General features: G+C 68.0%; 16 protein-coding genes. 3 read left to right on the top strand and 13 right to left on the bottom strand.

The genetic code is table 11. From position 1 onward, the window contains the following. Positions 1 to 79 precede the first annotated feature (79 nt). Genes C5F75_RS08840 through mltG form a run of 3 tightly spaced genes read right to left on the bottom strand, consistent with a single transcriptional unit; the run spans position 80 to position 2,767 of the window. Entirely contained in the window at positions 80 to 1,108 is a 1,029-nt protein-coding gene (locus C5F75_RS08840; protein ID WP_059585245.1) for a DNA polymerase III subunit delta', read from the bottom strand. Positions 1,109 to 1,127: 19 nt separating this feature from the next. Continuing rightward, positions 1,128 to 1,748, bottom strand: coding sequence for a dTMP kinase (gene tmk / locus C5F75_RS08835; protein ID WP_006478605.1), 621 nt, complete (start codon positions 1,746 to 1,748; stop codon positions 1,128 to 1,130). Beyond that, complete coding sequence (gene mltG / locus C5F75_RS08830) at positions 1,748 to 2,767, bottom strand: endolytic transglycosylase MltG (protein WP_059585244.1); 1,020 nt, start codon at positions 2,765 to 2,767, stop codon at positions 1,748 to 1,750. Before mltG ends, tmk begins: the two co-directional genes overlap by 1 nt. A 77-nt stretch (positions 2,768 to 2,844) precedes the next feature. On the opposite strand from mltG, the gene ygfZ reads away from it, so the two are divergent. Together ygfZ and C5F75_RS08820 are read left to right on the top strand one after the other, a co-directional pair. Then, positions 2,845 to 3,879, top strand: coding sequence for a CAF17-like 4Fe-4S cluster assembly/insertion protein YgfZ (gene ygfZ / locus C5F75_RS08825; RefSeq protein ID WP_059585243.1), 1,035 nt, complete (start codon positions 2,845 to 2,847; stop codon positions 3,877 to 3,879). Positions 3,880 to 3,955: 76 nt separating this feature from the next. Next, positions 3,956 to 4,801: an NRDE family protein gene (locus C5F75_RS08820; protein ID WP_059585242.1), complete on the top strand. Its 846-nt coding sequence runs from the start codon at positions 3,956 to 3,958 to the stop codon at positions 4,799 to 4,801. A gap of 16 nt (positions 4,802 to 4,817) precedes the next feature. Here C5F75_RS08820 and C5F75_RS08815 read toward each other — a convergent pair whose 3' ends face one another. The 5 genes from C5F75_RS08815 to C5F75_RS08795 form a co-directional block, all read right to left on the bottom strand. After that, positions 4,818 to 5,264, bottom strand: coding sequence for a GNAT family N-acetyltransferase (locus C5F75_RS08815; RefSeq protein ID WP_059585329.1), 447 nt, complete (start codon positions 5,262 to 5,264; stop codon positions 4,818 to 4,820). A 41-nt stretch (positions 5,265 to 5,305) separates the two neighbouring features. Next, on the bottom strand, positions 5,306 to 6,265 hold the full coding sequence (locus C5F75_RS08810) for an alpha/beta hydrolase (RefSeq protein WP_104012109.1): 960 nt from the start codon (positions 6,263 to 6,265) through the stop codon (positions 5,306 to 5,308). 159 nt (positions 6,266 to 6,424) lie between these two features. Further along, complete coding sequence (locus tag C5F75_RS08805; RefSeq protein WP_006483907.1) at positions 6,425 to 6,904, bottom strand: PaaI family thioesterase; 480 nt, start codon at positions 6,902 to 6,904, stop codon at positions 6,425 to 6,427. Beyond that, the gene (locus tag C5F75_RS08800; RefSeq protein ID WP_059585240.1) at positions 6,904 to 7,215 is read right to left on the bottom strand and encodes a Dabb family protein; all 312 of its coding nucleotides are present in this window, start codon (positions 7,213 to 7,215) and stop codon (positions 6,904 to 6,906) included. Before C5F75_RS08800 ends, C5F75_RS08805 begins: the two co-directional genes overlap by 1 nt. A 303-nt stretch (positions 7,216 to 7,518) precedes the next feature. Further along, positions 7,519 to 8,133, bottom strand: coding sequence for a trypsin-like peptidase domain-containing protein (locus C5F75_RS08795; RefSeq protein WP_146075192.1), 615 nt, complete (start codon positions 8,131 to 8,133; stop codon positions 7,519 to 7,521). A 717-nt stretch (positions 8,134 to 8,850) separates the two neighbouring features. On the opposite strand from C5F75_RS08795, the gene C5F75_RS08790 reads away from it, so the two are divergent. Further along, positions 8,851 to 10,992, top strand: coding sequence for a glucosidase family protein (locus tag C5F75_RS08790; RefSeq protein ID WP_104012107.1), 2,142 nt, complete (start codon positions 8,851 to 8,853; stop codon positions 10,990 to 10,992). Between the two features lie 52 nt (positions 10,993 to 11,044). Here the strand turns inward: C5F75_RS08790 and C5F75_RS08785 are convergent, their stop codons facing one another. From C5F75_RS08785 to C5F75_RS08765, 5 genes are all read right to left on the bottom strand, one after another. After that, on the bottom strand, positions 11,045 to 12,445 hold the full coding sequence (locus C5F75_RS08785; RefSeq protein WP_059585196.1) for a GGDEF domain-containing protein: 1,401 nt from the start codon (positions 12,443 to 12,445) through the stop codon (positions 11,045 to 11,047). A gap of 256 nt (positions 12,446 to 12,701) precedes the next feature. Beyond that, the gene (locus C5F75_RS08780) at positions 12,702 to 13,880 is read right to left on the bottom strand and encodes an acetyl-CoA C-acyltransferase (RefSeq protein WP_059585195.1); all 1,179 of its coding nucleotides are present in this window, start codon (positions 13,878 to 13,880) and stop codon (positions 12,702 to 12,704) included. A 50-nt stretch (positions 13,881 to 13,930) separates the two neighbouring features. Continuing rightward, positions 13,931 to 14,563, bottom strand: a complete 633-nt coding sequence (gene pncA, locus C5F75_RS08775) for a bifunctional nicotinamidase/pyrazinamidase (RefSeq protein ID WP_039367118.1) — start codon at positions 14,561 to 14,563, stop codon at positions 13,931 to 13,933. 44 nt (positions 14,564 to 14,607) lie between these two features. Next, positions 14,608 to 16,692 (bottom strand): 3-hydroxyacyl-CoA dehydrogenase NAD-binding domain-containing protein, encoded by a 2,085-nt coding sequence (locus C5F75_RS08770; protein ID WP_059585194.1) that lies wholly within the window; start codon positions 16,690 to 16,692, stop codon positions 14,608 to 14,610. Positions 16,693 to 16,912: 220 nt separating this feature from the next. Next, positions 16,913 to 18,556 (bottom strand): 3-(methylthio)propionyl-CoA ligase, encoded by a 1,644-nt coding sequence (locus tag C5F75_RS08765; protein ID WP_059585193.1) that lies wholly within the window; start codon positions 18,554 to 18,556, stop codon positions 16,913 to 16,915. Positions 18,557 to 18,580 lie beyond the last annotated feature (24 nt).

The raw sequence follows: 18,580 nt of genomic DNA, 5'->3' as shown, positions 1-18,580 counted from the left end.
GTGCGCGGGCCGGGCGGCCACGGCCGCGCCGCAGCGGGACCCGTTCATCGTTTCGCAACCCATCGGAAACAATGCCGGATCAAGCGAACATTTCCCGATATCCGAGAAACAATTCCTCGAATACGAGCCGCGCGTTGAGCGGATGGTTCTCGACCGTCCGCTGCCGCGTCACGGCTTTCATGAAGCGCGCGAATGCGTTCGCGTCGACCGCTTCCGCGCAGCGCGCCAAGGCGGCCGCGTGCGTCGGGAAGTAGCGCGGCGCGCCGGCCATCCGCTGCGCGAGCAGATCGTACAGCCAGCGCTGCAGCCAGCCGAGCACCAGCGGCACCGGCAGCTTCTGCAGCGTCTCGCCGCATGCGAACGGGTCGCACGCCGCGCCGGCCGCGAGTTGCCCGAGCGTGTAGTCGCGCAGCGGGCGGTTCTCGTCGCTCGCGAGCGCCAGCGCGGCGAGCGGCGCGCCGCCGGCTTCGGCGAGCAGCGCGCTGGCGTGGTCGACGCCCTGCGCCGCGAGCCACGCGGCGGCCGCCTCCGGCGCCGGCACGGTCATCGGCCACTGGCGGCAGCGGCTGATGATCGTCGGCAACAGGCGGTCGATGCGCGCCGACACGAGCAGGAACACGACGCCGGGCGGCGGCTCCTCCAGTGTTTTCAGCAGCGCGTTCGACGCGGCGACATTGAGCGCCTCGGCCGGATACAGCACGACGACGCGCGCGCCGCCGCGGTGCGAGCCGACCCCGCAGAAGTCGAGCAGCGCCCGCACCTGCTCGATCTTGATTTCCTTGCTCGGCGCCCGCGTCTTCTTGCCGCCTTCGTCCGCGTCGGCCGGCTTCGCGTCGTCGGCCGCGCCCGGCGCCTCGCCCGCCAGCGCCTCGGGCAGCACGATCCGGTAGTCCGGATGGTTGCCCTGCGAGAACCAGTTGCAGGCCGCGCAGGCGCCGCAGGGCTCGCCGTTCGGCTGCGGCGATTCGCACAGGAAGCCCTGCGCGAGATGCTGCGCGAACTGCAGCTTGCCGATCCCGGCCTGACCGTGCAGCAGCAGCGCATGCGGCCATTGCGCGCGCAGTTGCTGCAGGCGGTTCCAGTCGTCGGTTTGCCACGGATAGATCATGGGGTGCGTTCCTTGCGGGTTACAGCGCGGCGAGCACGCGTTCGAGCTGCTGGCGGATCTCGGGAATCGATCGCGTCGCGTCGACGATCGCGAAGCGGTGCGGCGCCTCCTCCGCTCGCCGCAGGTATTCGGCGCGCGTACGCGAGAAGAACGCATCGGATTCGCTTTCGAACTTGTCGGGCATGCGCGCGGCGCCGCGACGCTCGCTCGCCACCTGCGGCGCAACGTCGAACAGCACCGTGAGATCGGGCTGGAAACCGCCCTGCACCCAGCGCTCGAGCGTCTCGAGCTTGTCGCGCGGCAACCCGCGCCCGCCGCCCTGGTACGCGAACGTCGCGTCGGTGAAGCGATCGGACACGACCCAGTCGCCGCGCGCGAGCGCCGGCTCGATCACGAGCGCGAGGTGCTCGCGACGCGCGGCGAACATCAGCAGCGCTTCCGTCTCGAGATCCATCGGCTGGTTCAGCAGGATCTCGCGCAGTTTCTCGCCGAGCTGCGTGCCGCCCGGCTCGCGGGTGACGACGACCTGCCGGCCGGCCGCGGCCAGCCGGCCCTGGAGGCGTTCGCAGAACCATTGCAGGTGGGTGGTCTTCCCCGCCCCGTCGATGCCTTCGAACGTGATGAATTTACCGCTCGCCATTATTGACCTCGTATGTACTTGTCCACGGCCTTGTTGTGGTCGCCGAGCGTGTCCGAGAACACGCTCGTGCCGTCGCCCTTCGCGACGAAATAGAGCGCGCTCGTCGGGGCCGGATTGATCGCCGCCTGCAGCGCGGCGACACCCGGCAACGCGATCGGCGTGGGCGGCAGCCCGCGTCGGGTGTAGGTATTGTAGGGAGTGTCGGCCTGCAGGTCGCGCTTGCGCAGACGGCCGTCGTACGCGTCGCCGAGCCCGTAGATCACCGACGGATCGGTCTGCAGCGGCATGCCGATGCGCAGCCGGTTCGCGAACACGGCCGCGACGAACGCGCGATCGGCCGCATGGCCGGTTTCCTTCTCGACGATCGACGCGATCGTCAGCATTTCGTAAGGCGACTTGTACGGCAGCCCCGGCGTGCGCGCGGCCCAGGCCTCGTCGACGCGCGCCTGCATCAGGCGGTAGGCGCGCCGGTAGATGTTCAGGTCGCTCGTGCCCTTGTCGAACAGGTAGGTGTCGGGGAAGAACAGCCCCTCGCCGCTGCCGCGCTGCACCGCGCTCTCCGGCGCGCCGATCGCGCGCAGCAGCTCGGCGTCGCTCATGCCGGCCGTCGCGTGCGTGAGATCGGGGTTCGCGTCGAGCTCCGCGCGCATCCGCTTGAAGGTCCAGCCTTCGATGACGGTCGCGACGTACTCGTTCACGTCGCCGCGCGCGATCTTCTGCAGCACGTCGTACGGCGTGATGCCGGTCTTGAATTCGTAGTTGCCCGATTTGAGCCGGCTCGACAGCCCGAGCACGCGCGTCATCGCGACGAACGCGAACGGCTCGACCGGCACGCCGCCGCGCTGGAGCTGCAGCGCGACGCTCTTCACGCTGCTGCGCGGCTTGATCGTGACGTCGAGCGATGCCGAGCCCAGCAACAGCGGCCGGGTCGCCCAGTAATACCCGCCGCCCGCGCCGGCAGCGGCCACAACGACGGCCAGCGCCACGATCGTCGCGGCGCATTTCTTCAGTAGGGACATGGAAACGTGACTCAGGTAAGACCCATATAATACTTGCTCGCCTCCGTCAAAGTCAGGGTTGACTGTTCCCTCATTCCATGAGCACACCGTTCGCTTCACCGGCTGCCCAGGCCGCATCCGCCTCGCTCCCCGTTTTCCCCCGCCCGCCGGCCGCCGATTTCGATGCGCCGGCCGCCTGCATGCCGCTGCCGCAGTTCGGCGTGATCGACGTGGCCGGCGACGACGCCGCGACGTTCCTGCACAGCCAGCTCACCAACGACGTCGAGCATCTCGATGCCGGCAGCGCGCGGCTGTCCGGGTACTGCTCGCCGAAGGGCCGGCTGCTCGCGTCGTTCCTCGCGTGGCGCGCCGGCCACGACGTGCGCCTGCTCGTGTCGAAGGACGTGCAGCCGGCCGTGCAGAAGCGGCTGTCGATGTTCGTGCTGCGCGCGAAGGCGAAGCTGACGGACGCGAGCGACACGCTCGCGGTGGCCGGCTTCGCGGGCGACGTGCGCGACGCGCTGTCGGGCATCTTCGATGCGCTGCCCGACGGCGTGCACGTGAAGGTCGACGGCCCGGCCGGCGCGCTGATCCGCGTGCCCGATGCGGCCGGCCGCAAGCGCTATGTGTGGATCGGCCCGCGCGCCGAAGTCGACGCGCGCGTCGCCGCGCTCGCCGGCACGCTGCCCGTCGTGTCGCCCGCCGTGTGGGACTGGCTCGACGTTCGCGCGGGCGAGCCGCGCATCACGCAGCCGGCCGTCGAACAGTTCGTGCCGCAGATGGTCAACTTCGACGTGATCGGTGCCGTTAACTTCAGGAAAGGGTGCTACCCGGGCCAGGAAGTGGTGGCGCGCAGCCAGTACCGCGGCACGATCAAGCGCCGCACCGCGCTCGCGCACGTCGCCGGCGAGACCGATACCGTGCATGCCGGCGTCGAGCTGTTCCACAGCGACGATCCGGGCCAGCCGTGCGGGATGATCGTCAACGCGGCGGCCGCGCCGGCGGGCGGCGTCGACGCGCTCGTCGAGATCAAGCTCGCCGCGCTCGACAGCGGCTCGGTGCACCTCGGTTCGGCCGACGGCCCGGCGCTCGCGTTCGACGCGCTGCCGTACGCGTGGCCGACCGAAGCCTGATGCACCGACAACCCGTGCGCGCGCCGGCTCGCGAGTCGCAGCCGGCGCGCGACGTTTCCTGCGAGAGATTCGCCCGATGTGTCTGATTGCCTTCGACTGGCAGCCCGATGCCGCCGCCGGTCCCGTCTTTACCCTCGTGGCCAATCGCGACGAGTTCTTTCGCCGGACCAGCGCGCCGCTCTCGTGGTGGGAAGACGTGCCGGGCGTATTGGCCGGCCGCGACCTCGAGGCCGGCGGCACGTGGCTCGGCGTCTCGCGCGACGGCCGCTTCGCCGCGCTGACCAACTACCGCGCGCCGTTCGACATCCGCGCGGGCGCGCCGACCCGCGGCAAGCTGGTATCCGATTTTCTCGGCGGCACGCCGGTCGCGCCGCTCGACTATCTCGCGCAGCTTGCCGAGCATGCGGCCGTCTACAACGGCTTCAACCTGCTCGTCGGCGACTGGCGCCGGCGCGAACTCGCATGGTTCTGCAACCGCGCGCCGGAGGGCGAAAGCCGGGTCGCCGCGCCCGTCGCGATCGAGCCGGGCGTGCATGCGCTGTCGAATGCACGGCTCGATACGCCCTGGCCCAAAGTGGTGCGCAAGCGCGCGGAGCTCGGCACGCTGCTCACCGACAATCCGACCCCGTCGCTCGACGAACTGATCGCGCTGATGCGCGACCCGCACGTCGCGGACGACGACGCACTGCCGCACACGGGCATTCCGATCGAGCGCGAGCGCGCGCTGTCGGCCGCGTTCATCGAGACGCCCGAATACGGCACGCGCGGCACGACCGCGCTGCGCGTCACGATGAAGGAAGGCGTGCGGCTGACGGTCGAGGTCAAGGAGCGCAGCGACGACGACGGCTCGCACCGCACCGTGCGCCCGGGCGCGTTCGAGCGCGCGTTCACGTTCGATATCGACGCGGCGCGCCCGCGCTGAGCGCACGCGTGGCGTGCTACGGCGCGCGCGCCATCTCGACGTGCGGCACGCCGGCTTCGACGAACGGTTCGCCGACCGCCGCGAAGCCGTGCCGCAGATAGAACGACACCGCCGAATCCTGCGCGTACAGCCGCACGACGGCTTCGCCGCGGCGCCGCGCGGCGTCCAGCAGCGCATTCAGCACGGCCGACCCGACGCCCTGCCCGCGCACGTCGGCCAGCACCGCGACGCGGCCGATCGTGCCGGACGGCAGCAGCCGCCCCGTCGCGACCGCGCGGCGCAGCCCGGTCGCCGCGTCGGTCCGGTACGCGACCGCATGCAGCGACAGCGGATCGTCGTCGTCGAGTTCCCATTCCGGCGGAATCTGCTGCTCGCGCACGAACACCGCGTCGCGGATCCGCGCAGCGTCGCCGCCCAGTACCGTCCAGTCGCCCGTTTCCACGCTGCCCACGCCGTTCGTCATCGCCATCCTCCCGCGGCGTGCGCACCGTCAGGCGCTCGCCGTCAAACCTCGTCGAATGCGGCCTTCAGCGCCGCGACCGCATCGGCATGCGCGGCCCGCACCTCGGCCACGTAGCCGCCCATCTTGAAGAATTCGTGGATCATCCCCGGATAGCAGACCAGCGTGACCGCGTTGCCGGCCGCGCGCAACTTGTCCGCGTACGCGGCGCCCTCGTCGCTCAGCGGATCGTACTCGGCCGTCGCGATCCACGCGGGCGCGACACCGGCGAACGACGGCGCGCCGCGCGTACCGTCGAGCGGCGCGAAACGCCAGTCGTCGCGATCGGCCCGATCGCGCACGTATTGCGTGAAGAACCACTGGATCGTGTCCTGCGTCAGCAGGTAGCCGCTCGCGAGCCGCGCGTGCGATTCGGTGTCCTGGTGGCCCGTCACGCCCGGGTAGATCAGCAGCTGCAGCGCAAGACGAATGCCCGCGTCGCGCGCGAGCACCGCGCAGACCGTCGCGAGCGTGCCGCCCGCGCTGTCGCCGCCGACCGCCAGCCGCGCGGCGTCGATGCCGAACGTGGCGGCCTCGCGATGCAGCCACTGCAATGCGTCGTCCGCGTCGTTCACCGCGGTCGGAAACTTGTGTTCGGGCGCGAGCCGGTAGCCGACCGACAGCACCGCGCATTGCGCGTCGTGCGCGAACATCCGGCACAGCGCATCGTGCGTGTCGACGCTGCCGACCGTGAAGCCGCCGCCGTGGTAGTACACGAGCGCGGGCAGCGGCTCCGCGAGGCTCGGCGCGACCGGCAGATACAGGCGCGCGCCGATCGTGCGGCCGTCGCGCGTCGGTACGACGCATTCCTCCACCGCATGCATCGGCGCCGGCGCGACGTCGAGGATCGGCGCGCTCTTCTCGTACGCGGCGCGCGCCTGCTGCGGCGTCTGATGGTGATACGACGGGCGTTTCGCGCGCTCGATCATGTCGAGCACCTGAGCGATCTTCGGATTCAGCGGCATCGGTGTGGACGGCGCCGGTGCGGCGTCGTGAACGGACAAGCGTCACATGATGCCACGCGCGCGCCGGGCAGGCGCCGCCGTGCCATGTACCGTCATCCCGTGCTCCAAAACGAAACGGCCCTGCCGCATCGAAGAGACAGGGCCGTGCGTGGCGGATGCTTACGCGTCGCTCGGGCCGGGTTGCGCGTCCGGCGCGGTGCGCGAGCGTTGCCGCTTGATGTCCCGGCCGACCGCGAGCCGTCGCATGTACTTGAACGTGCCGAGCGCCTTCGCGACGAAATTGCCGTCGCTGTCGCGCACTTCGCCTTCGCAGTAGGCCATCGTCGTCGAGCGGTGCATCACGCGCCCGTAAGCGCGCAGCTCGCCGCGGCCCGGCTGCATGAAGTTCACCTTCATCTCGACCGTGACGACGCCGACGCCGTCGTCGGTCAGGCTGCGCGCCGCCATCGCGAGCGCGATATCGGCGAGCGTCATCGTCACGCCGCCGTGCGCGATGCTCCACGTGTTCATGTGCCGCTCCTCGAGCGGCAGCACGATCTCGCTCGCGCCATCCTTCGCGGACACGAGTTGCACGCCGAGCAGATCGACGAACGGGCTTTCGATCGACGGGCCTTCCGTCGGGGTTGCCGCGTCGCTCATCACGCGTTGTCGACGATGTAGTCGACGCACTCGCGCGATTCGGCCACCGCGACGACGAATTTCTTCACTTCCTGGTGAACCGGATGCACCTGGTATGCGTCGAGCGCGGCCTTGTCGGCGAAATCGGAGACGAGCACGATGTCGGCGGTCGCATCGAGGCCCGGCGTCGCCACGCCGACGTCGATCTGCAGGGTGCCCGGCACGAGGTCGCGGCAGCCTTCGAGCTTTTCCTTCAGCTTCAGCGCGTTCTGTGCGCGCGTCGCGCCTTCGGCCGATTCCTTCAACTTCCACATGACGATATGTCTGATCACTTCGTTCGCTCCAGTTCGTGTTGGTTCGGCGATTGGCCTGTCGTCCTTGGCAGCCGGGCACTTTACACCCTTCCGGCGTTCGCTCACGGTCACCCTCCTGCCCGGCATCAGGATCCGACAAGCTCGCGCAGGCGACAAGCCTACCAAACTTGCCGATGGCAATGGACGGTATCTTGAGGTCGGCACGTGCGTTGCGACGCTCCGGCGCCTGTCGACTCGGTTCGCGTTCCGGCGCCCCAATGCAAAAGCCCCGAGCGCGCTTGCACCCAGGGCTTTGACAGCGTCACATTCGACCACGCCGAACTAATCCCAAACCAGGTTCTCGAACGGCGTGAACCATCCATACGTTCTTGAGCTGACCACGACCTTCCCGCCGTACACGCCGTAGCAAACGTCCTTGCTATCCACGTTTCCCACCACGGGCGCGCCACTGTCACCCGGTTGGGTCTGCGCGTCGCCGTCCAGGTTGAGCAGGACGACGTTCTTGACCTTATCGTTGGTGCCAGGCACCGTGATATCCGCATCCGCCTCGGCAACCGAGCAACTCACGAGACCGGAGAGCGCACCTTGCAACCACAAACGCTGGCCCTTTACGGGACGAACGTTTGAGCCGAACTCCACCGGTTTTTTACCACTGTCCGTCCATATCTCATTGGCCGTTGCCTTGACTCCCGACAACACCGTCACGAGGGCGATATCCTGATTTTCCTCGAGGAAGTTGATGAGCAGATCGCCCACGTGGTTTGCCTCATCGGGCTGACCCACCTTCACATCCTTCTTTCCGAACACATGGCCCGCCGTCGCAAAGCACGTGCCGCCGTCATATTCCACGACCAGACCTAAAGTGCCGATCTTGCTGGGGGTCACAATTTTGATCCCGCCGACCAAAGGACGAACTTTGAGATTGTTTGCAGGCATCACGGGCTCCGCTAACGGTTGAAAAAAGCGATTGATCATTGCCGGATGACTATCAAGAACGTTGAAACATGACGCTTGTGAACCTTGGACTGTCTAGCGATCCATCGACGACCCTCGTCGTGCGGCACAGGCGCAGGAACACGGTTTGCTCGGCCTCGCGCGTGCCGCGATTTGCATATCGGCCTGTCTCGACACTGCCCGACACAACGCGGCGATTCATTTCCTGTTGGGCATCAATGCCCGGCCCGGCATCGTATTTCCGGTCGTTTTGTCACCGGATATCCGGAGTACGTTAATTCGGATCCATTGAATCGCACATTTTACCGAAGCGACTGGCAATAATTTCATCCCATTTTTCAATTCAACATTCGAGAACAAAAACATTATTGACTTCGACTTTCCCGTAAATTTAGAATCGCCTACGACGGCTTATGCATCATTTTCCGCGCCGCCCCGGATTCGCCGCTCACCTGCGCGAAGGCCTGTCTCATCGCCTTTCCCGCGGGGCATCGACGCACACCTCTGCCGTTTTCAGCTTTCGGCATTTATCGGCCAACCGGTTATTTGCCAGCCTGTTTTCCTTTCGAAGAAGCGCAACACCCCGATTTAATTCCCGCCATTCGCCGCAACGAATGCAAAACGGGATCAGACGGACCCAAGATCCGTCGATTGGAACATCCAGATAAAAAATCGCGAGTCATCAGGAGGGACATCAACATGCATCGCCTTGCGAAGTCGCTGTGTCTCGGGCTCGTCTGCGCCGGCCTGCTGTCGGCCTGCAACGACGACGACGTCAAATCGAACAACCCGCCGTCGAACACCGCCGCGTTGTCGTTCCGCATGGACACCGGCGGCCAGATCAACGCGTTCTACCGGCAGGACAAGGTCGCCGCGCACCTGCTGGCGCGCTCGTCCACGAAGCCGCGTCTGCTCGTGGTCTTCCCCGCCGGCAATAGCGGCACCGGACTGTGGTTCGACGACACCGCGCAGCCGGTGAACTGGAGCCTCGACACGCCGCCGGCCGCACTGTCGGCCCCGGACGCGCACGGCCGTCCGCTGTACGGCATCGGCGCCGACGTGTCGGTCGATACCGCTACGCTGACGATCCGCCAGGGCGTGCTCAGCAACGTGCGCTTCCTGCGCGACTTCAACGGCGGCGCCACGATTCCGCCGCAGATCCTCACCGCGCCGACGGTCCAGGGCAGCACCGCGCAATGGCAACGCGACCGGCTCGACGGCGCGCCCGGCTATGCGCTGCGCATCACGCTGCGCGACGGCGGCAGCATCGCGCCGGCGGCCGGCGGCAAGCTCGTGCTCAACGCACCGGCCGGCTCGCACACGCTGAAGCTGCACATCGATGCGCTGTCGGGCGAGACGCAGCTGTCGCCGATCACGCACGCCGACCTGTTCGCGCCGTCCGTGAACCCCGACCCGGTCAGCCAGAACGTGCTCGAATTCCTGAGCTTCAACGACAAGCTGCTGGCCGGTTCGTGGCAATACGACACGTACTTCGGCCGCGACACGCTGATCTCGGTCCGCATGCTGATGCCCGTGCTCGAACCGGCGGCGATCGAGGCCGGGCTGTCGTCGGTGCTGAGCCGCCTGTCGCCCGACGGCAAGGTCGCGCACGAGGAAGGCATCGGCGAATTCGCGCTGGTCGACAACCAGAAGAACGGGCGGCCGAACGATGCGACACCGACCTACGACTACAAGATGATCGACAGCGACTACCTGCTCGCACCGATCGCCGCCGCGTGGCTGATCGACGATACGCGCGGCCAGGCCCGCGCGGCCGCGTACCTGGCGCAGCGCGGCAGCGACGGGCAGACCAACGGCAGCCGCCTCGTCGTCAACCTGCTGCACGTCGCGACGACCGCGCAGCCGTTCGCACAGCAACCGTCGGTGGCAAACCTGATTCACCTGCGGCCCGGCGAAATCGTCGGCAACTGGCGCGACAGCACCGACGGCCTCGGCGGCGGCGTCTACCCGTACGACGTGAACGCGGTGCTCGTGCCGGCCGCGCTGCGCGCGGCGAATGCGTTCCTCGCCCGCGGCCTGCTCGATCCGTATCTCGATGCGCAGCAACGCGCGACGCTCGCCAACACGGCGAACGAGGCGGCCACATGGGAAACGCAGGCGCCGCCGCTGTTCCAGGTCAGCGTGCCGGCCGCGCAGGCGGCGACCGACGTGTCGGCCTATGCGCCATCCGCCGGCGTGCCGGCCGGCGCCGCGCCCAATGCACCGCTGGCCTTCTACGCGCTGTCGCTCGACCAGCAGGGCAACCCGATTCCGGTGATGCATTCGGACGGCGGCTTCGCGCTGCTGTTCGGCACGCCGCCGGACGATCAGCTCCAGCGGATCGTCGGCGACGTCACGCGGCCGTTCCCGACCGGGCTCGTGACCGATGCCGGGATGCTGATCGCGAACCCCGCGTATGCGAGCCCGTCGCTGTGGCCGAAGTTCACGAGCTCCGCGTATCACGGCACGGTAGTCTGGTCGTGGCAGCAGGCGATGTGGGTGGCCGGGCTCGATCGCCAGCTAGCGCGCCAGGACCTGTCGGCCACGACACGCACGCTGCTCGCGCAGGCGCGGCAGACGATCTGGCAGGTGATCTCGAACGGACGCGACATGCGCACGTCGGAAATGTGGACGTGGTCCTACGTGAACGGCAAGTACCAGACCGACGCATTCGGCACGCGCAGCGCCGATGCGACCGAAGCCAACGCGGCGCAACTCTGGAGTACGACGTATCTCGCGATCCGCGACCCGCAGCAGCGCGCGGGCAAGTACTGGTGGCAGGCGTCGCAGCCGATGCAGGACGAACGATCGAAGCAGGCGACGGCCGTGGCGTCGCGCTAGCGCGTCGCCACGCGCGTGCAGGCCGGCACCGGCACCGGCGCCGGCATGCGGACTAGCGCGTCACCACGCGGTTGCGCCCTTCCCGCTTCGCCTGGTACAGCCGCTCGTCGACCACCCGCAGCAGCGCATCGACCGTGCCGCCGTCGACGCCGTATTGCGCGACGCCGACGCTGACCGTCACCTGCACGCGCTTGAAGTCCAGTCCGAACGGCGCACTCGCGATCGACGAACGCACGCGCTCGGCCGTCATCCGCGCGCCCTCGAGCGGCATCTCGGGCAGGAGCGCCATGAACTCCTCGCCGCCGACCCGCGCGAGCGCGCCCGCCGGCCGGATCGCCTCGAGGCACTGGCGCACGACGCCGCGCAGCACTTCATCGCCGATCTGGTGCCCGTAGGCATCGTTGATGTTCTTGAAATTGTCGAGATCGAGCGCGAGCAGGCAGAACGGCGTGCCGTCGCGCTCGGCCCGCACGATCTCGCGCTCGACCTGCGCGATGAACTGGCGGCGGTTCGACGCGCCCGTCATCGGGTCGGTCGCGGCCATGTACTCGAGCTTCTGGTTCGTGCGCCGCAGCTCCTGCAGCGCGCTTTCGGTGCGCGCCATCGATTCGGACAAGCGGCTCATCAGGTCTTCCTGGCTGTAGATCGCCGAGAACGAGCGCGTCGTCTGCAGCGCCTGCACGACGCCGTAACTGAGCAGGAAGAACCCGCCCGCGAAGATCGCATGCGCGAGCCACCACATGTGATTCCACGGCTTGCCGAGGATGAACGCGAGCGACGACAGCGCGAACGCCATGATCGACATGCCGTAGATCACCATCAGCGGCGAGCGGATCCGCCGCGCGAGCAGCAGGCACACGTTCAGCAGCGAGAACACCAGCGCGCCGCCTTCCATCGACAGCCGCGTGCCGAGTGCACCGGCAACCGGCGAATACGCGATGTACGCGACCACCACGTCGACGATCAGGAAGAGCACGATCCAAGGCAGCCACGTCCGTGCGCTCGTGCGCTTGTCGACCCGGTCGGGCGGACGCGAATACGACAGCAGGCCCGTGAGCAGCAGCACGGACATCGCCAACCGCGACGCGGGCCCGTACAGCAGGAACAGCCAGATATTGTGATGCGCCATCCCGGTGAACGCGCCGTGCAGCGCATAGATCATCGCGAAACCGAGAAAGCCGAGCGTCAGCCAGCGCAGCAGCGGCTCGCCGGACGACCGGTAGCACACCCACGTCACATAGGTGACGAACGCGCCTTCGATCGTCGCCGCCGCGATCGCGATTTCATGGAAAGCGTGGTTCTCGAATACGACGCTCCGGTCGCTGAAGAACCACAGATAGGCAATCAGATACGCAGGCAGCAACGCGAATCCGACCAGCAGGCATTTCGCGTAGAGCCTTGCGGCCGCACTGACGACGCGCGGCGGTTCCCCGGCTGCATAGGTCGTACTCATTCGGTCCCCGGTCGGTCTGCTGCGTTGATTGGAGTCTTCGCGGCACGGATCGCGCAACGCATGATCTGACCCATCGTGCCGAAAGGCAAATGTCAGAGCAAGTATAGGTGGGGTAATTCGTTTGACAAGTCAGGGGAAACGGCATTGCCGGGTGCATGCCTTTTGCTTCCCCGTCGTTGCGAATCGCGCATCGGTCGCGCCGATTCATCGCGGCGGCGTGCGGTGACGCCGAAGCGCCACCGCGGCCGGTCAAAGATCAGAGGATTTCGAACAGGCCGGCCGCGCCCTGCCCGCCGCCGATGCACATCGTGACGACCACGTACTTCACGCCGCGCCGCTTGCCCTCGATCAGCGCATGGCCGGTCAGGCGCGCGCCCGATACGCCATACGGATGGCCGACCGCGATCGCGCCGCCGTTCACGTTCAGGCGCTCCTCAGGAATCCCGAGCGTGTCGCGGCAGTACAGCACCTGCACCGCGAACGCCTCGTTCAGCTCCCACAGGCCGATGTCGTCGACTGTCAGCCCGGCCTGCTTCAGCAGTTTGGGCACCGCGAACACCGGGCCGATACCCATTTCGTCCGGTTCGCAGCCGGCCACCGCGAAGCCGCGGAACGCGCCCAGCGGCTGCAGCCCTTCGCGTTGCGCGGCGTCGGCGCTCATCACCACGCATGCCGACGCGCCGTCCGAGAACTGGCTCGCATTGCCCGCGGTGATCACGCCGCCCGGCACGGCCGAACGGATCTTCGACACGCCTTCGAGCGTCGTGTCGGGGCGGATGCCTTCGTCGGCCGAGACCGTCACTTCCTGCGTGTACAGGCGGCCCGTCGCCTTGTCGGCGATGCCCGCGAGCACGGTGATCGGCACGATCTCGTCGCGAAAGCGCCCGGCTTCCTGCGCGGCCGCGGCACGCAGTTGCGACTGCACGCCGTACGCGTCCTGCCGCTCCTTCGAGATGCCGTAGCGCTTCGCGACGTTCTCCGCGGTCTGCAGCATGTTCCAGTAGATCTCGGGCTTGTGCTGGACGAGCCAGCCTTCCTGGATCATGTGCCGGTTCATCTCGTTCTGCACGCACGAGATCGATTCGACGCCGCCGGCCACATAGATCTCGCCTTCGCCCGCGACGATCCGCTGCGCGGCCAGCGCGATGGTCTGCAGCCCCGACGAACAGAAACGGTTCACCGTCATCCCCGGCACGCTCACCGGCAATCCCGCGCGCAGCGCGATCTGCCGCGCGATGTTCGCGCCCGTCGCGCCTTCGGGATTCGCGCAGCCCATGATCACGTCCTCGACGCGCGCCGGATCGAGCTTCGCGCGTTCGAGCGCGGCCGCGACCACGTGGCCGCCGAGCGTCGCGCCGTGCGTCATGTTGAATGCGCCGCGCCAGGACTTCGCGAGCGGCGTGCGTGCGGTCGATACGATTACGGCTTCGGTCATGCGAGTCTCCTTCGGTCCTGCTTCATGTCCTGAATCGGATGGGAAATGCGCTACGCCGCCGGGCGCGCGCCGGCGGACGTCACATGCGCGACGCCCGCTGCCTGCATCTGCTGCCATGCGTGCGCGAGCGACCCGTTCAGGTCGATCGCACGGCACGCATCGTTGATCACCGCGGCTTCGAAACCGGCCGCGCGCGCATCGAGCGCCGACCACGCGACGCAATAGTCGGTCGCGAGCCCGCAGCACCACACGCGCTTCGCGCCGAGCTCGCGCAGATAGCCCGCGAGCCCCGTGCGTGTCGTGCGGTCGGCCTCGACGAACGCGGAATAGCTGTCGACCTGCGCGTCGCCGCCCTTGCGGATCACGAGCCGCGCGTGCGGGATGTCGAGGTCGCGATGCAGCGCCGCGCCGTCGGTGTCCTGCACGCAGTGCACGGGCCACAGCACCTGCTCGCCGTACGGCAGCGACAGCGTGGAAAACGGCTCGCGGCCCGGATGGTTCGCCGCGAACGACACGTGCTCGCGCGGGTGCCAGTCCTGCGTGAGCACGACCTGGTCGAAGCGTTGCGCGAGCGCGTTGATCACCGGCACGACCGCATCGCCGTCGGGCACCGCGAGCGCGCCGCCCGGCATGAAGTCGTATTGCACGTCGATCACGAGCAGGACGTCGTCGGTGCGTTTCATTTCAATTCTCCTGGGTGAATCGGGCGCGCCGTCGTGCGAGATCGTCAGCCGTTGAACCCGCGGCCGGCCTTGGCCAGTTCCGCGATGGACGGCGCGAGCTGCCACGCGTCGCCGTTCGGCGCCGCCGCATAGCGGCGAATCGCGCGCTCGACGTTGTAGAGGCCGACCGTATCCGCGTACAGCATCGGGCCGCCGCGCCACAGCGGGAAGCCATAGCCGGTCAGATAGACCATGTCGATGTCGGACGCCTTCGACGCGATCTTCTCCTCGAGGATCTTCGCGCCTTCGTTGACGAGCGCGAACACGAGCCGCTCGACGATCTCGTCGTCGCCGATCTTGCGCCGCTCGACGCCGCGCTCCTTCGAGTACGCGACGACCATCTCGTCGACGAGCGCCGACGGCTTGGCCTTGCGATCGCCCGGCACGTAGTCGTACCAGCCGGCGCCCGTCTTCTGGCCGAAGCGGCCCTGCTCGCACAGGCGGTCGGCGATCTTCGAATAGTGCAGGCCAGGCTGCTCGACGTAGCGCCGCTTGCGGATCGCCCAGCCGATGTCGTTGCCGGCGAGGTCGCTCATCCGGAACGGCCCCATTGCGAAGCCGAACTTCTCGATCGCGCGATCGACCTGCGCGGGCAGCGCGCCTTCCTCGAGCATGAACAGCGCCTGGCGGATGTACTGCTCGATCATCCGGTTGCCGATGAAGCCGTCGCACACGCCCGACACGACCGCCGTCTTGCGGATCTTCTTCGCCACCGCCATCACGGTCGCGAGCACGTCCTTCGCGGTCCGCGCGCCGCGCACGACCTCGAGCAGCTTCATCACGTTCGCCGGGCTGAAGAAGTGCATGCCGACGACGTCCTGCGGGCGCTTCGTGAACGCCGCGATCTTGTCGACGTCGAGCGTCGACGTGTTGGACGCAAGGATCGCGCCCGGCTTCGCGACTTCGTCGAGCTTCCTGAACACCTGCTCCTTCACGCCGAGTTCCTCGAACACCGCTTCGACGATCAGGTCGGCGTCCTTCAGGTCGTCGTAGGACAGCGTCGGCGTGATCAACGCCATGCGCGCGTCGAGCTTCTCCTGCGAGAGCTTGCCCTTCTTCACCTGCGCGTCGTAGTTCTTGCGGATCGTCGCGAGGCCGCGCTCGAGCGCGTCCTGCTTCGTCTCGAGCAGCGTGACCGGCAGCCCGGCGTTGATGAAGTTCATCGCGATCCCGCCGCCCATCGTGCCCGCGCCGATCACGCCGACCCGGCGGATCTCGCGCAACGGCGTATCGGCCGGCACGTCGGGAATCTTGCTCGCCGCGCGCTCGCCGAAGAATGCATGGCGCAGCGCGCGGCTTTCCGGCGTCATCATCAGCGCGACGAAACCCTCGCGCTCGGCGATGCTGCCCTTGTCGAAGCCGTTCAGCACGCCGGCCTCGATCGCGTCGATGCACTTGTGCGGCGCGGGGAAATTCGGCGCGGCGGCCCGTGCGGAATTGCGCGCGAACTGGATGAAGCCCGCCGCGTTCTCGTGGACGATCTTGCGATCGCGCACGCGCGGATGCGGCCCCTTCTGCGCGCCGACCTTGCGCGCGAACGCAACGGCCGCGTCGAGCAGGTCGCCGTCGGCCATTTCGTCGAACAGCCCGCTCTTCGCGAGTTGCTCCGACGGCACCGGCGCGCCCGACACGATCATGTTCAGCGCGGTTTCAAGCCCGACCGCGCGCGGCAGGCGCTGCGTGCCGCCCGCGCCCGGCAGCAGCCCGAGCTTCACCTCGGGCAGCGCGACCTGCGCGCCGGGCGCGGCGACCCGGTAATGCGCGCCGAGCGCGAGCTCGAGGCCGCCGCCCATCACGACGCTGTGCAGCGCCGCGACGACCGGCTTCGCGCTCGCCTCCACCGCGCGGATCACGGTGTGCAGCGTCGGCTCCTGCAGCGCCTTCGGCGTATTGAATTCGGTGATGTCGGCGCCGCCCGAGAACGCGCGGCCCGCGCCGGTCAGCACGATGGCCGTGACCGACGGATCCTGCGCGGCGCGATCGAGCGCATCCATGACGCCCTGGCGGGTCGACAGGCCAAGCCCGTTGACGGGCGGATTGTTGAGCGTGATGACGGCCACGCCGTCGCGAGTCGAGTAATCCACTGCCATCTGCCTGCCTCCATGCATCGCGCGCCGGATTGGCTGCGCTTCATTGTGCGCGGTCGAACGGCCGCATGTCCGGATGAACGCAGGCAGCATACAACGAAAAAGCACGATCGTTCAATTTGAATTGCGTTCCCGATTCGGGGACGGAGCGGGGCGACCGGCATCGGGCGACCGGCATCGGGCGACCGGCCCCGCGTGCCGGCGGCTGCCCGGGCGCGACGGCTTACGGCGCGCCCACCGCCGTCGGCAACACGTAATCGCGGAACGTCTCGCGCAACTTCAGCTTCTGCAGCTTGCCGGTCGCGGTGTGCGGCAGCGACTCGACGAACACGACGTCGTCGGGAATCCACCACTTCGCGACCTTGCCCTCGTAGAACGCGAGCAGCGCGTCGCGGCTCAGGTTCGCGCCTTCGCGCGGCACCACGACGAGCAGCGGCCGCTCGGTCCATTTCGGGTGCGCGCACGCGATGCAGGCGGCCTCGGCCACGCCCGGATGCGCGATCGCGACGTTCTCGATGTCGATCGAGCTGATCCACTCGCCGCCCGACTTGATCACGTCCTTGCTGCGGTCGGTGATCTGCAGGAAGCCGTCAGGGTCGATCGTCGCGACGTCGCCGGTCGGGAACCAGCCGTCCGCCAGCGGCGATTCATTGCCGCGAAAGTAGTGGTCGATCACCCACGGCCCGCGCACCTGCAGTTCGCCGAACGCGACGCCGTCCCACGGCAGCTCGCGGCCGTCCTCGCCGACGATGCGCATGTCGACGCCGCAGATCACGCGCCCCTGCTTCTCGAGCAGCCGGCGCTGCGCGTCGAGCGGCCGCCGCGACTGCGCCCAGTTGAGCTTCGCGAGCGTGCCGAGCGGCGACAGTTCGGTCATCCCCCACGCATGGATCACGCGCACGCCGTATTCGTCCTCGAACGTGCGCAGCATCGCGGGCGGGCACGCGGAGCCGCCGATCACCGTGCGGTTCAGCGTCGAGAAACGCACGCCGGCTTCGCGCATGTAGTTCAGCAGGCCGAGCCACACGGTCGGCACGCCCGCGGAGAACGTCACGCGCTCGGCCTCCATCAGCTCGTACAGCGATTTCCCGTCGAGATCCTTGCCGGGCAGCACCAGCTTGCCGCCTGTGAGCGGCACCGCGTACGGCAGCCCCCATGCGTTGACGTGGAACATCGGCACGACGGGCAGCACGGCGTCCATCGCGGACAGGTTCATCGCGTCGGGCAGCGCGGCGCCGTACGCATGCAGCACGGTCGAGCGATGCGAATACAGCACGCCCTTCGGGTTGCCGGTCGTCCCCGACGTGTAGCAGAGCCCCGACGCCTGCTGCTCGTCGAGGCGCGGCCAGTCGTAGCGGCCGTCCTCGGCGTCGACGAGTGTTTCGTAGCAGAGGAACGGCGTGGCGCCGGACGGCAGGTGCGCGGCGTCCGTCATCGCGATCCAGCCCTGCACGTGCGGACATTGCGGCGCGATCGCATCGACGAGCGGCGCGAAATTGATGTCGAAGAAGACGTAGCGGTCTTCCGCATGATTGACGATGTACGCGATCTGTTCGGGGAACAGGCGCGGGTTGATCGTGTGGCAGACGGCACCCATCCCGCCGATCCCGTAATACGCTTCCAGATGCCGGTAGCCGTTCCACGCCAGCGTGCCGACGCGGTCGCCGGTGTCGACGCCGAGCCGCGCGAGCGCCTGCGCCAGTTGCTTCGCGCGGCGTTCGCAATCGCGGTACGTATAGCGATGCAGGTCGCCTTCCACGCGCTTCGACACGATCTCCGTGTCGCCGGCGTGCCGCGCGGCATGCGAAATCAGCGACGACACGAGCAACGGCACATCCATCATCTGGCCCAGCAACGGCTTACCCATCGTCTTGTTCTCCGTGAAGGATGC

Source organism: Burkholderia anthinoferrum (assembly GCF_002925705.1).
Taxonomy (GTDB): domain Bacteria; phylum Pseudomonadota; class Gammaproteobacteria; order Burkholderiales; family Burkholderiaceae; genus Burkholderia; species Burkholderia semiarida.
The sequence above is the reverse complement of the archived record's forward strand: the minus strand, read 5'-3'. Positions and strand labels throughout refer to the sequence as shown.